The organism is Loigolactobacillus binensis (genome assembly GCF_005405165.1).
GTDB classification, from domain to species: domain Bacteria; phylum Bacillota; class Bacilli; order Lactobacillales; family Lactobacillaceae; genus Loigolactobacillus; species Loigolactobacillus binensis.
The window spans coordinates 1-12,568 of record NZ_BJDN01000006.1; the positions used below are offsets into that span (position 1 = coordinate 1).

Sequence of the window (12,568 nt, forward strand, 5' to 3'; positions counted from 1 at the left end):
TTTAATATTGAGCGCAAATTTTATATGATGGTCTATAGGGTTCACGGTTTTCTCATATCCTTTTAAATGATACTGTTGTGGGTGGATTTTTTGGATGGGGGCTGTGGGCTCTTTTTTGCACAAAAAATCCTGTTAATAGCTTACCACTTTGTAAACGATCAACAGGAAAAAGTATAGAGCCACTCTTTTTGTTTATTGCTGCCGTAACTGTTGATAGCGTTGCCAGATTTTTAACTGAACTTTAGGTAAAGCCAATTCAGCAAAATCAGCTGGCATGACCACACGACCAGGAAAGTAACTTAAATCAGGTACTTGCGCTAATTCGACATATAACAACGTGATCTGCCACTTTTGATGAGTAAAGGTATGACTTACTGGCTTGCCACCAATTAGCGCAGGTGTAAGCTGAATACCGGTATTTGCGGCAAATTGTTGGGCCGTTAAAGCAACCAATTCTGGTAATAGCTTAGTTTCTGGCTCCGCAGTTAATTCATCCCATTTAATTAAGGGCACTGTCCATAACTCGGCTAGCATGCCTCGATTAGGTCGCTGCTCAAATAAATAACCTTTAGGTGTTTTTACCAATAAAGCAAAATAATCAACTGGTAGTGGCCGCGGCTTTTTCGTTTTCACTGGATAGTCTAGCTCTCGCCCATCTAAGTAGGCTTGATCAAACTCCCGTACTGGTGAATGGGCACTATCGGGATTTTTTGCCGTCATATAACTAGACCCAAGATCCATGATCGCCTGATTAAAATCGCCAGGTCTTTCTACCGAGATCACTTCTTTGATCAAATCATAAAAAATTTGGCGAGTTTGAGGTTTAGCAATATCCGCATCGATTTCAAATAAACGCGCAAAAACACGAAAGGCATTCCCATCGACCGCTGGTTCAGGCTGACCAAAAGCGATACTAGCAATAGCACCAGCAGTATAAGGTCCAATACCAGCTAATTTTTGTAATTCATTGGCAGTTTGGGGCCAAATACCTTGATAATCTTCAATCAGTTGTTGCGCTGCTTTTTGCATGTTGCGTACCCGTGAATAATAGCCTAATCCGGCCCATGCCTTGAGTAATTCTGCCTCTGGAGCTGCTGCTAAGGCGGCAACCGTTGGAAATACTGCCATAAAACGCTGATAATACGGAATCACAGTCTGTACCTGCGTTTGTTGGAGCATAATTTCAGATACCCAAATATGGTAAGGGTCATGATCATGTCGCCACGGTAGGTCCCGCTTTTCTTGATCGTACCAAGTCAGTAACGTTTTTTGAAACGCGTTGATTTTTGTTTGTGACCAATATTGCATTAGTTCACTTCCTTGATTGAATTAAGCCAGAAAATAACCAAATATAGCCTTACTAGTACGGCCGCCACTGAGAAAACACCGGCGCATAAGCGATAATAAGTTAGTCAATGGTAAACTAGCCTAACACTTATTTTTTACGTGCACGCCGTTGTTGCTGAAAGCGAGTATAGCTGACCAATAATAAGGCCAGACCAGCGATCCATAAGGGGGTCAATTGACGGGCTAACCCTAGAACCAATAAAAATGAATAGGTCGTTTTTGTTATAAGCTTCATTTCATTACTCCTTTTACCCAAAATACTACGCCGTATATTATACCATGTGTACCGTTGAAACCGTGTAAACAAATTAGCAAAGCAAAAAACCGTATTAGAAGTTGTATTACTTCTAATACGGCCTACCTAGAGCAACCTCTGATGTTTATTTAGCAGTCCACCAAAGTTTAACTAGCGCTTGCGTCCCAGCATTGCCTAGCTTTTGGTCTTCAACTAAACGCCGATACAGTTCGGTGGCAGCTTTTGTTGCGGGTAAATCTAAATTCTGCTTAGCGGCTTCATCGAGAGCAATTCGCAGATCCTTTAGAAAATGCTTAGCAAAAAAGCCCGGTGTATAATCCTGTGCCAAAATTCGCGGCGCATAATTACTTAAACTCCAATTGGCTGCACCACCAGCACTCAATGTTTCAACCACTGCGGATAAATCTAAACCAACCTGTTTAGCATAAACCAACATTTCGCTCATGCCCGTCATTGTTCCAGCGATCATGATCTGGTTAGCCATTTTCGCGTGTTGTCCTTTACCAGCCCCGCCAAATAAATGATAACTTTTACCGATCACCTTAAATAAGGGTATCAGCTGTGTATAGGTTGTCTGTGCGCCCCCGACCATAATCGTTAAACTTCCATTTTTAGCACCGATATCGCCACCAGAAACTGGCGCATCCAAAACCTGAATATCGCGAGCAATGGCAGTGGCCGCGATTTGCTGGGCCAACGTTGGCGTACTGGTGGTCATGTCAACAATAATACTGTTTGCTTGGGCACCTGCAAAAATCCCATCGGTGCCATAATAAACTTCCTTTACATCTTGTGGGTAACCAACCATAGTCAAAGTAATATCACTATTTTCAGCCACCAAACGTGGACTAGCGGCCCAATTGGCACCATTGGCCAAAACTGTAGCAGCATGGGCCTTAGTTCGATTATAAACAGTAACTGCAAAGTTGGCCTTTAACAGATTATTAATGATACCAGTTCCCATAACACCTGTGCCAATAAACCCGATTTTTTGCATTTGATCCACTCCTTCAATAATAAGTTATTGTATAATAATTTGTTTGCCAGAACCTGTTTGACACACTTGAACGCTATTTAGTTTACCATGAAAACCAGCATTCTAACTTGCAAAAGCCTTAAAAAATGCTATATTAAGTTCAATCACAAAAAGTAGAGAGGGCGATTTTTTGAAAAGAAAGTTACGGAATATTTTACAAGTCATTGAAGAACATGGGGACAGTGTCAAACAGTTAGCCAACCCGAATATTTTACAATTAAAGTTTGCCGCACAACCAACTTTTACCGATCATTTAATTATTGATAGTGAAGTTTTTCAATTACTTAAATTATACGCCGCGGATGCCGCGGTAGTCAGCACTGCACCAATTGCTGAGGTCCCAGCATTCTTTCAAAAAATGTTCCAGAGAACCAGCACGGCTGCGGCCAAAGATTTTCAGGCTCATGTCACGCCTAGCAGTTCCGTTACGGTCACGGTGGCCTTAACCACTGACGACCAGCACCATGACCTAGGCAGCTTAAGCATCCAGTTCTGGGATTAAATGGATCACTATCGTGTCCGGTACGCTACGGCAATGACTTTACGACTTAAATTTGGCGCCAAATGAATAATTGGTGCTAACCACTGGTAAAATACCGGTAGACGTAAAAGTCTTTGTCCTTGTAACGCCCTGGTCACGATTTTTTTAGCCACTTTTTCCGGCGCCAATTGTGTTTTACTTAGTAAATAGGCCAGTTGCGGTTTAAGGTATGGCTGTGTTTGCTGCTGAAAATGGCCAGTTGCCAACAAACTCGGTAACACCGTCATTAAATTAATCTGTGTCCGCTGTAATTCAAAAGCTGTCCCCTGTGCAAAGCCTAATAAGGCCGCTTTACTCGCCGCATGGAACCCAGCATAGGGCAACGCCAGCTCCGCCCCAGCCGATGCTAAATTGATCAAATAGCTAGGCCGCACATCACGATAATGAGCTTGAATAAAGAGTTGACTTAAAGTAAGGGGTACAAGCGTATTTAATTGGATGATCCGTTGAGTTTGCTGACTGGTCAAATCATTAACCGCACCAAAACCTGGTAAAGCTGCGTTATTAACCAAAATATCCGGTAACCCACAGCGTGCCACACATTGGTGCCAAACTGTTTTTCCTTGATCATTTAATAAATCGCTAGCTAAAATCGCCACCGGTGCAGCTGTCAGTCTGGCAGCACGGCGCGCAACCTGCGTCAAGCGTTGATGATTACGCCCGATCAAGACGAGTTGCATTTGGCGGCTGGCAAAGGCATAAGCTAATTGCTCACCTAAACCAGTTGAAGCACCAGTGATCATTACCAATTTTGCCATTAGTTCCTCCTACGCCACATATAACGGCGGTTATTGGCTTAAAATATAACGACTGCCATTACTTACCTACCACATAAAAAGATTAAAGTTTAACTGTTTACTGTCAGTATAGCACGGTCACCAATGTTGACCTATTTTGCCGCTTTTATCAAACTGTTTTTCAAGTATTGATCTAGTTGAATTATCTGTTTTTAAGGCCACTCAGCGACATCAGTTAGCCGCAACGGTTACAACCACTGATAACGCAAAACCGCCAGCACAAATAGAAATCTATTTGTGCTGGCGGTTTTATTTATTGGTCATTTAACGTAATAAAAATATAACTGGTCAGTGGAACATTATTTTCATGCAAGCTCCTACTTCTTATGGCTTTCTTCCTCATCGGTGCGCAAAACAGCCATGAAGGCTTCCTATCAGCAATCCATTTCTAAAATGTTCCACGCAATTCCATCATCGTCCTAAAACATTGTTAGAATAATCTTTCATAGGCATTCCACACTCTTATTTAGTCCATAACTTTCCTATGATATCCTATCGCTAATCTTTTTTCGTAGGAAAATTGTAGGAATTCACGAAACACTTCTTTCCTACATAAAATAAAACTAGCTTTAAAGAACGTATGTTTGTATAATGATTTTGAGGTGATCAAATGACCGAACGTGAAATTATTGAATTGCTATACAAGAACCTAAAAGACACTACCACCCCTGAAGAATACGAACACATCATTGCTGACGAGACAGCTAAACTAATTGAGAGCAATAAGCACCCGTACATTAGAATCAAAAATTCTGATTTTGTCGCAAAAACCATTACCGAATACGAGCAACATCTTATTTCATTTACTCGTTTATTGTCAGTAATTTGGGAAACAACCTACGATGCAATGAACGACCTAAATGATGACTTATATAATAGGTACAGATTTTATTTATATGCCGAACCAGACGTTTATTACAACGGAGAAAAATATCCACGAATTCAACGACAAAATGAGTCAATTTTTGTTGAATTTCGCGGGGATAGCTATGATGATCAGCGCTTTAACAATCCAAATATGTCATTAATGCAAACCATTTCTGCAAATCGCTTCTTGAACGCAACGATTGACGAATATGAACGAAATAATCAATAAATTATTTAAGAATTTACAGGAGGTAATCAGCATGCATCTACTTGATCAGTATAAGCGTGGAGATATTTCTTTTAAAGAATTTCATCACAGATTATGGGCAGGATCACCAGAAAAATTTATCGCGGAACTTGGCTATAAACAGTTCAACTTTTATTTATTAGCTGGGCCCGGCGAATTTTATGAAGATATTGAAACTAAGCTAAAAGTCATGCTGACTGCTGCCCCACCAAAAGTGCAAATCGAAATGCAAGAGTACCTTAGCTCATTGATTGAACATAAGTCAGCCTGATTGCGTAAAAATAACACCTCGGCTATAGAGTAGCTGAGGTGTTATTTTTGTTAATAGAAGTTATTTTAAAATGGGAATAGCTTCAGCAAATCTTTGTTCCAAACGTTCTATAACTTTATTAATAGATTCAATATCTTCGTCAGTTAATGCTTCAGGAACTTCAAAAGCCCTCAACATCACTAAAGACTTATATGCCTTATATATTTTTTGTAATTCAATATTTGGTAAACCATTATTACTAATCATCGAATCCCAAATCATGGTTGAAATTCCTTGCTTAATTGCATTAAAGGTTGTCGGTGTATCATCTCTCTTCAACCTTGGTTTTTTCACACGAATTGCCTCTAAATTATCTTCTAACTCCATTAACAATAATCCACAATTATCTTTATTTTTTCTTTTCTCAAGTTCTTCATTTTCTTGCTGTTCTTTACGTAGAGATAGAGTCGCCTTATTCGCTTGCGACTCAGAAATAAAATAAGCCATAACTGCGGAAATTATCGCCGATAGAGCCGCACTAATTGCATCGACAATTGCAATAATTCTATTTTCACTACCCAAATTACTTAAAACTAAATGTGTGATAATCCAGATACCAAAACAGAATAATAATGTCAAAAATATTGTTTGGATAATTGGATATTCTTTAAAAGTTTTCAAACGCATTTCCGTCTACTCCTCTACCACGATCATCTTCTTTCAATGTTGCATTCGTAAAAGGTAGTAAAACATCTCTTTCATCAGGATTTTTGTTACCGATAACTTCATCAATAACTGGTTGAACTAGTAAATCAAAAAAAGTCTCAATATTATCAGAACTAATTGTAACTTCCTCTAAAGTATTTTCATTAAAAAAAGTTTTTTGTTTAATTATGTCTTCTTTATTTGATGCGGTAATTAAGATTTCCCAAGTTACTGGGTCGCGATATTGGTAACATGGCTTGAAAATACCTGCTCCCGTTGCATCATCAAAAACTTGAAGTGCTGCTCCCCAAGGAACCTGAACCGATGCCGCAAATTGTAACGGATTAATAAAGTGAGTGGCTCTTGGAATTAAAGTAACGAGCCATTGATCCAGATTTTCAACCACACTTGCTAGGGATTTACCAGAAGTTCCCTGTTTCAAATATTTATCTTGTAAGGTTTTCAAAGTCTTGAAGTACACTTTGTAGAACCTCCTCTCGAACAGATTTCATAATAAAGTGAATAGTTAGCAAATTGGGAAATGCTGTATATCTCGTGCTATGAATCAAATTGTACTTTCTCCAAGATACATCTAATTCTTGTAAAGACTCTGCATGAAAAATAGTATCTTTTGTATCAAAATACGTTGTTGAACTTTCCATCGGTGGTCTTGCAGTACCTATAGTGTACATTCCACCACCATTTTTACCATTTATAGTACTACCATCTAAATCATGATAATTGAACGAAACAACACTTCCAGGCATATTTGACACATGATTCTTGAAGTTATCGAAATCATTAATAATGAGCAACCTAACAAAAGTATTAAAAATTCTATCTCTCACATAAATTCTATCTTTTTTAGATTCTAGACCTAATCGTTCTAACATATTTAAATAGAAAGTATCAACCAATGATGTTTTATTCTCAGTTTCAGCATCCATAACAAGCTTGACATATGTTTGTTCATTTGTTGCAGTTAATTTCTTATATAATTCAAAAATCTGTTTAGAATTATCTTCATTATGAAATGTAATATTGTATTCGTGAAGAAGATAGGCACTAATTATCTTAAAACTTATCATTGGTGCTACTGGCTTGCTCGGTTCATATAAATTATTAGCCATTGAATGAAAACGAAAAATCGCTTTTCTTGTTTTAAGATTCAGATTCACCCAAGTAAAATCAACTCTCAAATTATCTGCATCCGCTATATCCCTACTAGCAAAACGTCTCCCAAACATGATGTCTAACTGGTCTACTCTATCATTTTCTTCATTCAATGTGAACTTGCGATAAACAATTTGAAATCGATCGTTAGGAATAAAATTAAAGAAATTATTGACATTTAAATCCTGAATATTCTCTACGTCCTTACTATGTGTAAAAATATCCAAGCTAGAATTTAAAGTAGAATTTGTCAAATCTAGGTAGCTTAGACCAACTAAATGATTACATTTCTCCTTATATTGCAAAAGAAAACTTTCATTAAATTTTTTTATAGCAATTTGTTGACGCTCCACTGTTGTCTCAGCATTCAGACCAATAATAAAATTTGCTAGTCCATCAGTTTTTGACTTTACCTTCCCATAATTCTGGTCCACTAACAGTTCATTCAACATATCAGTATTACAATAAGCCGATAGCGCATTTAACAAATAATGACTTTGCTCATATTGCTGAAGAGGCACTTTCCCCACCTGCCTAATAGAAATTCATAATAGATTCATTATAAAATAATATGGGCAAAACAACCATACTATTTTTCAATATATTATGTATCCAGCCCATTTTGAAATACAAAATGGGCTAGTTTTAACTTAGGCATCAATTCCTATTTAAACGTGCCCCAAACGTTATTAGCAGTACCGGACGGGTGTGTTGGTAAATATAAATCTCTACCATTATATCCAATATAGTGTACCCAGACATAGCCGTCATAGTTGACATAGCTGTCATAATTGATCGACGCACCAGCCGGCAGCATACCCGCACGTGACGCATCTACACCAGCTAAATAGCGAACTTGAATCGGCTGATCACCGTTGACGAAAGTCCCACTTTCAGCCGTAAACCCGTTAGCCATTTTATTAGAGCTAGCCGCTGGCGCCGAAGTTGCTGGCTTAGACGGATTGTTGATCACGTTGCTGGAACCACCAAGGCTAGAAACACCTGTCACGACGTCATGACCTAATGTTGCTTGGGATACGCCCCACTTAGCCATATAAGCTACTGGATCAGAATGGTCACCCCAAATATTTTGACTAACAAAATTATGAGTAATAATGCCGCCATTAATATCATTAAATCGTAACGGAATATTAAACTGAACTGCTGAGTCATGTGCTAGGGCAACGTAAGCTGCGTAATCCTGCTTAAACTGTGCATAGCTATTGGCATGACCTAACTCAATTTGAACTGGGCTATTACTGTTGGCATAGTCACCGGCGCCCCAAGCAACATAACCAGGCTCACCGATTTTAAACACTTGGCCCCCGTCACCGACTGTATATTGAGTATATGTGTACGAAACATTCCAGTTATTGTCAAAGTAATTCGCATTCGCGGCAGCGCCAGACTCAGTCCCAACATCATGCAATACAATATACTTGTTATTCGCGATCTGTGACGATCCTTGCGAAGCGCCAAAGGCATACGTATTATTTACCGTATAGGCAGACGCTGGTGCTACTGGTGCCAACAAAAAAACAGCCGCGGCGGCGACTGTTAAACGGGTTGCTAATTTAGTTTTATTTTTCAACCTGATCACCTCCTGTGGGATTGTTTGTGTCAGTCAAAATTCCCATTCCAGCTAAAATCGACAAAACAGCAGTAATACCACTATATAATGCTGTGGCGTCTGTCTGTTTTACGATCACGCCAAAGGCCGCTAATAACGAAATAATGAACGCAATTACGGCAGATGACAATGTGGTCCACGCCTTGATAGACTTCACATCAAAGTTAATTTTCATTTCTAGGCTCCTTTTCATCATCGATTTGTATCTTGCTTCGTTTTAAATGACTCCGATCATACAAAATACCGATTTCTTGGTCATGCTGCCATAACTGTTTATCATGCCGATCATAATGCTGCCATAATCGATTGTGCTCGATCAGCGAATTCTCGCTAATCTGATCAATCGACTTACTGAGTGTCTCTAGCTTATTAAGCAGCGGTTTGACAATAAATCCATAAGTTCCGGACAAAATACCAACAATTCCTACCCATTCGCTTACCGTAAATCCGAAAATTACATGTGGTCCCAACCGCATCACCTTCATAATCTGAATCGTATTTAATTCCTACTAATTATTTTGGTACTGTTGCAGACACATACTTGTGTGTTTGAGTGGTCTGGTCTTGATGAACCATAATGCTGTGTAGAGCAATATTAAAATCAGGTGTGGTTCCAGAGTTATAATCCCCAACCTCGACATTAAAATAAGCCAAACGACCTTCGTCATCAGCATTTAATTTATATAAAGTTTCGGTGTCAAAGTAGAAATACTGTTTGTTAATTCCGGTATTGTTGTCTGGTTTTAAACGCAATGCATTAACACTCGTATTAATTATCTTACCAGCATCATCAACGATAAATGCGCGTAATTTGACTGAAAAATACTGATCAGTCTCATACTCAATATATCCACTAAATGGTTGCATAGACACATATGGTATTCGCTGAATTGCAATCCCTTTAAACCCACTCACATAATTAGGTGAAACATTGGTGGTTAATGGGAACATTAATCCACCCTGAGGGGTTAATGAGAATCCGGTCTTTTTAGCCGTTAGCGCATCGGCCGTAACGCTATAAATTTCATTTGAGAAACTAGTGGATAAGGCTTTATTATCGTAGATAGCACGCCACATGTCGCCACTAGACAATAGCGCGTTATCGTACGCTGTATATCCAGTTGCTTGATTGCTGGTGTCTACTGTGATCTTAACATTTTCCATAACAACCTCAACTAAAGGTTGGGTTGGGGTACTTGATGTAACTCGAAGGTTAAGCCAGACCCGTTTAAGAATCTTATCCGCGTTCAAATATTCTGAGAATATGTTATCAATGTACATTGATAACTTAATATGATGTGTGCTCTCTGTAATTATTTCACTACCAATTAGCGAACTCTGATCCGTAATGTTGGAACCATTGGAGGCATATGAATTAACAAGTAGTAGTGATTTTCCTGCCACACCGGTTACATCTAGATCAACTGTGATTCGATCTCCAATTAATAGATCGTTTAGCTCGGGTTCTAGAAAGCAATTCTGCCCACTAGCCGGCTGCTTTAGTTTAAACCACGATGAATGATAATTTGGAGCATAGATTACTCGTCCTGATGCATTTGTGTACACATTTAAATCAGGTGTAATAAGATTAGAGTAACTTCGAAATGCATTCGCTGGCGATATATAAAAACTATATTGCATATTATTGTTTCCCCCTTTTTAAGCCTGTGTGACTGTAATTGGCAATAATGAATCTGTTTCGACAAATCGAGCACCGCGCTGAATACTGTCCTCATATTGACTAACTGAATTAACGCCATACACATGTAAAGGAAAGCCGCTAGCTGCAATTGCACTATAATCGCGAGATAGATTCTCGTAAACAATTGAAATCACAGCATTTGTGTAAGTCTTGGCCTCAGCGATGTAATCATCAATATTATCATAACTCAACCAAGATAGGGCGGCATCTGGATATAATGCGTTAAGTCTTTTACGAGCTGCTGGATCTGAGATTACAAAAAATGAACGCCCCATTAATCCAGCCTGCTTAATTATTCCGACAACTGTGTTAATCACGTTGTCATCTTGCCAATCTAATTTGCCACCATCGATATTGACACCCATGCCATACTGATTAACCTCATGTAGAATTTCGGCTAAAGTGGGCACACGAATGGTATTATAATCATTCTTCCCTGAGAATGCTGCATCGACTGTCATTTGTTTCAACTGATCAAGCGTGAAATCTGATACCTTGCCAGCACCATCAGTCATTCTATCAACCGTGTCATCATGCATTAGCACAACTTGATTATCTGATGTTAATCGTGGATCACATTCAATTAATCCATATCCATACATTCCAGCATGTGCCACAGCCATAGCTGTGTTTTCGGGTGCATCAATATGAGCACCACGATGGGCACTGAGCGGCTTAATATTGTTATAAATCCAACTTGAGTTTCTAACAGTGTCAACATAGCCACTAACCGTTTTTAAAGTATCTGTAACTGTTTTAGCGGATGCGGCAAATTTGCCATCAAATTCCCCAACTGTTATTAATCCATCAAGTTTAATTTGAGCCTCTAAATCTTTAAGCGTTGCCTGCAACTGTAATAGAACGTTAGCAGTATCATCACCCTGTTTACTCAAATCCTTAAACAGCTGACTATATTTGTCGTTCCAATCGCTAATAATCTTGCTAATGTCAGATGCAGCCTTATCTTTGTTAGCATTCATTTCATCAATGAGTTCTTGAAATGGGTCCATATAATCACTAGGAATAATGCCACTGATAACTTGGTCAGCCAGCACTTCGAATGGGAACTCAAGTGTGGCCACACTTGAACCGTCCCGATATAATCTGAAAAATGCTTGTCGATATGAGCCAAATGTGGCAAATGCTTGAGCTGGAAAATCAAATCTAAACACACCATTAGGTGCATCAAGCATTACACTGTGACGACCATCAATGATTTTACGCTCATCGCCTGTCAATCCTTCAAACATTGGATTGATTCCAGTCAAATCAAATGGTTGGGTCATCTCTTTATCTTGATAAATAATTACTTTAACTTGGCGAAGAGAACGCTCGTATTGACGACCTTGAACCCAGTTCTTATCGCCAACTTGAACTTTGTCAATCTGAAAGCCCTCGGCCTTCTCAAACATTCCGCGCTTATCTTCAAGCGTAAATTTTAAAGTTTGCATACGTTAAATCACTCCTTCATCTTTTAATATTTGGGTAACAACTAATTTAATTGATTGCTGATCAGTTCCTAAGATGATTCTGTTAATTCGTTCAGTTAATTCATCAAATTGAGACGACTGATTATTATCCTCGGTATCATCAGGAATTAAATCGGTTACTTGCTTGAACATTCGTTCAAATAATCTAGCAATCACTTCCCTGACATCAACCCCATACATCTTATTTCTAAGTTCGGCTAATAATTCTTTAGTCTCATCATCTAATCCACTTGTATCATTTGGATTAACTGGATCAATGTGGGTTGGGTCACGATAATCAACACTCGTGTTTTCTACCATTATTCATCATCTCCTTCCGTGATTATGATTCGTGCAATGGGACTATATGGGCTTGCATAATCACCAATAATGGCTTTTGCTCGCACATAATAAGTGCCGGGGATCGGCCACTTCAAAAGTATTAACAAAATCAGTTGTTGGCGTTGCGTCATGATATTCAACCTTGGCTGCGAAAGTCTTCTTGTCGTTAATCCAATTTAAATAATCATCCGCCATTTAAGTTCCTC

At 38.8% G+C, this 12,568-nt stretch carries 17 protein-coding genes; 3 read left to right on the forward strand and 14 right to left on the reverse strand.

Going from position 1 to position 12,568, the window contains the following annotated elements; translation table 11 throughout:
- Nucleotides 1–192: 192 nt before the first annotated feature.
- The 3 genes from mutY to FFM78_RS04060 all read right to left on the reverse strand — a co-directional run bounded on the left by mutY (nucleotide 193) and on the right by FFM78_RS04060 (nucleotide 2,600).
- Nucleotides 193–1,308, reverse strand: coding sequence for an A/G-specific adenine glycosylase (mutY, locus tag FFM78_RS04055; RefSeq protein WP_137637164.1), 1,116 nt, complete (start codon nucleotides 1,306–1,308; stop codon nucleotides 193–195).
- Nucleotides 1,309–1,435: 127 nt separating this feature from the next.
- Complete coding sequence (locus tag FFM78_RS13810) at nucleotides 1,436–1,582, reverse strand: hypothetical protein (protein WP_171001832.1); 147 nt, start codon at nucleotides 1,580–1,582, stop codon at nucleotides 1,436–1,438.
- A 145-nt stretch (nucleotides 1,583–1,727) separates the two neighbouring features.
- Complete coding sequence (locus tag FFM78_RS04060) at nucleotides 1,728–2,600, reverse strand: NAD(P)-dependent oxidoreductase (protein WP_137637165.1); 873 nt, start codon at nucleotides 2,598–2,600, stop codon at nucleotides 1,728–1,730.
- Between the two features lie 169 nt (nucleotides 2,601–2,769).
- Here FFM78_RS04060 and FFM78_RS04065 point away from each other — a divergent pair, with 169 nt between their 5' ends.
- On the forward strand, nucleotides 2,770–3,141 hold the full coding sequence (locus FFM78_RS04065) for a hypothetical protein (RefSeq protein WP_137637166.1): 372 nt from the start codon (nucleotides 2,770–2,772) through the stop codon (nucleotides 3,139–3,141).
- 8 nt (nucleotides 3,142–3,149) lie between these two features.
- On the opposite strand, the gene FFM78_RS04070 is transcribed toward FFM78_RS04065, so the two are convergent.
- On the reverse strand, nucleotides 3,150–3,938 hold the full coding sequence (locus FFM78_RS04070; protein WP_137637167.1) for an SDR family NAD(P)-dependent oxidoreductase: 789 nt from the start codon (nucleotides 3,936–3,938) through the stop codon (nucleotides 3,150–3,152).
- A gap of 649 nt (nucleotides 3,939–4,587) precedes the next feature.
- Between FFM78_RS04070 and FFM78_RS04075 the strand changes: the two genes are divergently transcribed.
- Nucleotides 4,588–5,073: a hypothetical protein gene (locus FFM78_RS04075; RefSeq protein ID WP_137637168.1), complete on the forward strand. Its 486-nt coding sequence runs from the start codon at nucleotides 4,588–4,590 to the stop codon at nucleotides 5,071–5,073.
- Nucleotides 5,074–5,104: 31 nt separating this feature from the next.
- Nucleotides 5,105–5,362 carry a hypothetical protein gene (locus FFM78_RS04080; RefSeq protein WP_137637169.1) on the forward strand — a complete coding sequence of 86 codons (258 nt, stop codon included), beginning with the start codon at nucleotides 5,105–5,107 and terminating at the stop codon, nucleotides 5,360–5,362.
- Nucleotides 5,363–5,422: 60 nt separating this feature from the next.
- Here FFM78_RS04080 and FFM78_RS04085 read toward each other — a convergent pair whose 3' ends face one another.
- The 10 genes from FFM78_RS04085 to FFM78_RS13815 all read right to left on the reverse strand — a co-directional run bounded on the left by FFM78_RS04085 (nucleotide 5,423) and on the right by FFM78_RS13815 (nucleotide 12,557).
- Nucleotides 5,423–6,028 (reverse strand): hypothetical protein, encoded by a 606-nt coding sequence (locus FFM78_RS04085; RefSeq protein ID WP_137637170.1) that lies wholly within the window; start codon nucleotides 6,026–6,028, stop codon nucleotides 5,423–5,425.
- The gene (locus tag FFM78_RS04090; protein ID WP_137637171.1) at nucleotides 6,009–6,527 is read right to left on the reverse strand and encodes a hypothetical protein; all 519 of its coding nucleotides are present in this window, start codon (nucleotides 6,525–6,527) and stop codon (nucleotides 6,009–6,011) included. The genes FFM78_RS04085 and FFM78_RS04090 overlap by 20 nt, the downstream gene beginning before the upstream one ends.
- Entirely contained in the window at nucleotides 6,493–7,740 is a 1,248-nt protein-coding gene (locus FFM78_RS04095) for a hypothetical protein (RefSeq protein ID WP_137637172.1), read from the reverse strand. The genes FFM78_RS04090 and FFM78_RS04095 overlap by 35 nt, the downstream gene beginning before the upstream one ends.
- A 143-nt stretch (nucleotides 7,741–7,883) precedes the next feature.
- Nucleotides 7,884–8,810, reverse strand: a complete 927-nt coding sequence (locus FFM78_RS04100; protein WP_137637173.1) for an N-acetylmuramoyl-L-alanine amidase — start codon at nucleotides 8,808–8,810, stop codon at nucleotides 7,884–7,886.
- Nucleotides 8,800–9,024 carry a phage holin gene (locus tag FFM78_RS04105; protein WP_171001833.1) on the reverse strand — a complete coding sequence of 75 codons (225 nt, stop codon included), beginning with the start codon at nucleotides 9,022–9,024 and terminating at the stop codon, nucleotides 8,800–8,802. Before FFM78_RS04105 ends, FFM78_RS04100 begins: the two co-directional genes overlap by 11 nt.
- Nucleotides 9,014–9,319, reverse strand: coding sequence for a hypothetical protein (locus FFM78_RS04110; RefSeq protein ID WP_137637175.1), 306 nt, complete (start codon nucleotides 9,317–9,319; stop codon nucleotides 9,014–9,016). The genes FFM78_RS04105 and FFM78_RS04110 overlap by 11 nt, the downstream gene beginning before the upstream one ends.
- A 43-nt stretch (nucleotides 9,320–9,362) precedes the next feature.
- Nucleotides 9,363–10,490 (reverse strand): hypothetical protein, encoded by a 1,128-nt coding sequence (locus FFM78_RS04115; RefSeq protein ID WP_137637176.1) that lies wholly within the window; start codon nucleotides 10,488–10,490, stop codon nucleotides 9,363–9,365.
- Between the two features lie 18 nt (nucleotides 10,491–10,508).
- Complete coding sequence (locus FFM78_RS04120; RefSeq protein ID WP_137637177.1) at nucleotides 10,509–12,002, reverse strand: glycerophosphodiester phosphodiesterase family protein; 1,494 nt, start codon at nucleotides 12,000–12,002, stop codon at nucleotides 10,509–10,511.
- A gap of 3 nt (nucleotides 12,003–12,005) precedes the next feature.
- A complete protein-coding gene (locus FFM78_RS04125; protein ID WP_137637178.1) occupies nucleotides 12,006–12,341 on the reverse strand; it encodes a hypothetical protein in 336 nt (111 codons plus the stop codon).
- A gap of 60 nt (nucleotides 12,342–12,401) precedes the next feature.
- Nucleotides 12,402–12,557 (reverse strand): hypothetical protein, encoded by a 156-nt coding sequence (locus FFM78_RS13815; protein ID WP_171001834.1) that lies wholly within the window; start codon nucleotides 12,555–12,557, stop codon nucleotides 12,402–12,404.
- Nucleotides 12,558–12,568 lie beyond the last annotated feature (11 nt).

Coding starts and splice junctions, on each gene's coding strand:
- FFM78_RS04115 (WP_137637176.1), bottom strand. CDS start 10,490: ATGCAATATAGTTTTTATATATCGCCAGCGAATGCATTTCGAAGTTAC.
- FFM78_RS04080 (WP_137637169.1), top strand. CDS start 5,105: ATGCATCTACTTGATCAGTATAAGCGTGGAGATATTTCTTTTAAAGAA.
- FFM78_RS13815 (WP_171001834.1), bottom strand. CDS start 12,557: ATGGCGGATGATTATTTAAATTGGATTAACGACAAGAAGACTTTCGCA.
- FFM78_RS04125 (WP_137637178.1), bottom strand. CDS start 12,341: ATGGTAGAAAACACGAGTGTTGATTATCGTGACCCAACCCACATTGAT.
- FFM78_RS04085 (WP_137637170.1), bottom strand. CDS start 6,028: ATGCGTTTGAAAACTTTTAAAGAATATCCAATTATCCAAACAATATTT.
- FFM78_RS13810 (WP_171001832.1), bottom strand. CDS start 1,582: ATGAAGCTTATAACAAAAACGACCTATTCATTTTTATTGGTTCTAGGG.
- FFM78_RS04075 (WP_137637168.1), top strand. CDS start 4,588: ATGACCGAACGTGAAATTATTGAATTGCTATACAAGAACCTAAAAGAC.
- mutY (WP_137637164.1), bottom strand. CDS start 1,308: ATGCAATATTGGTCACAAACAAAAATCAACGCGTTTCAAAAAACGTTA.
- FFM78_RS04060 (WP_137637165.1), bottom strand. CDS start 2,600: ATGCAAAAAATCGGGTTTATTGGCACAGGTGTTATGGGAACTGGTATC.
- FFM78_RS04120 (WP_137637177.1), bottom strand. CDS start 12,002: ATGCAAACTTTAAAATTTACGCTTGAAGATAAGCGCGGAATGTTTGAG.
- FFM78_RS04105 (WP_171001833.1), bottom strand. CDS start 9,024: ATGAAAATTAACTTTGATGTGAAGTCTATCAAGGCGTGGACCACATTG.
- FFM78_RS04070 (WP_137637167.1), bottom strand. CDS start 3,938: ATGGCAAAATTGGTAATGATCACTGGTGCTTCAACTGGTTTAGGTGAG.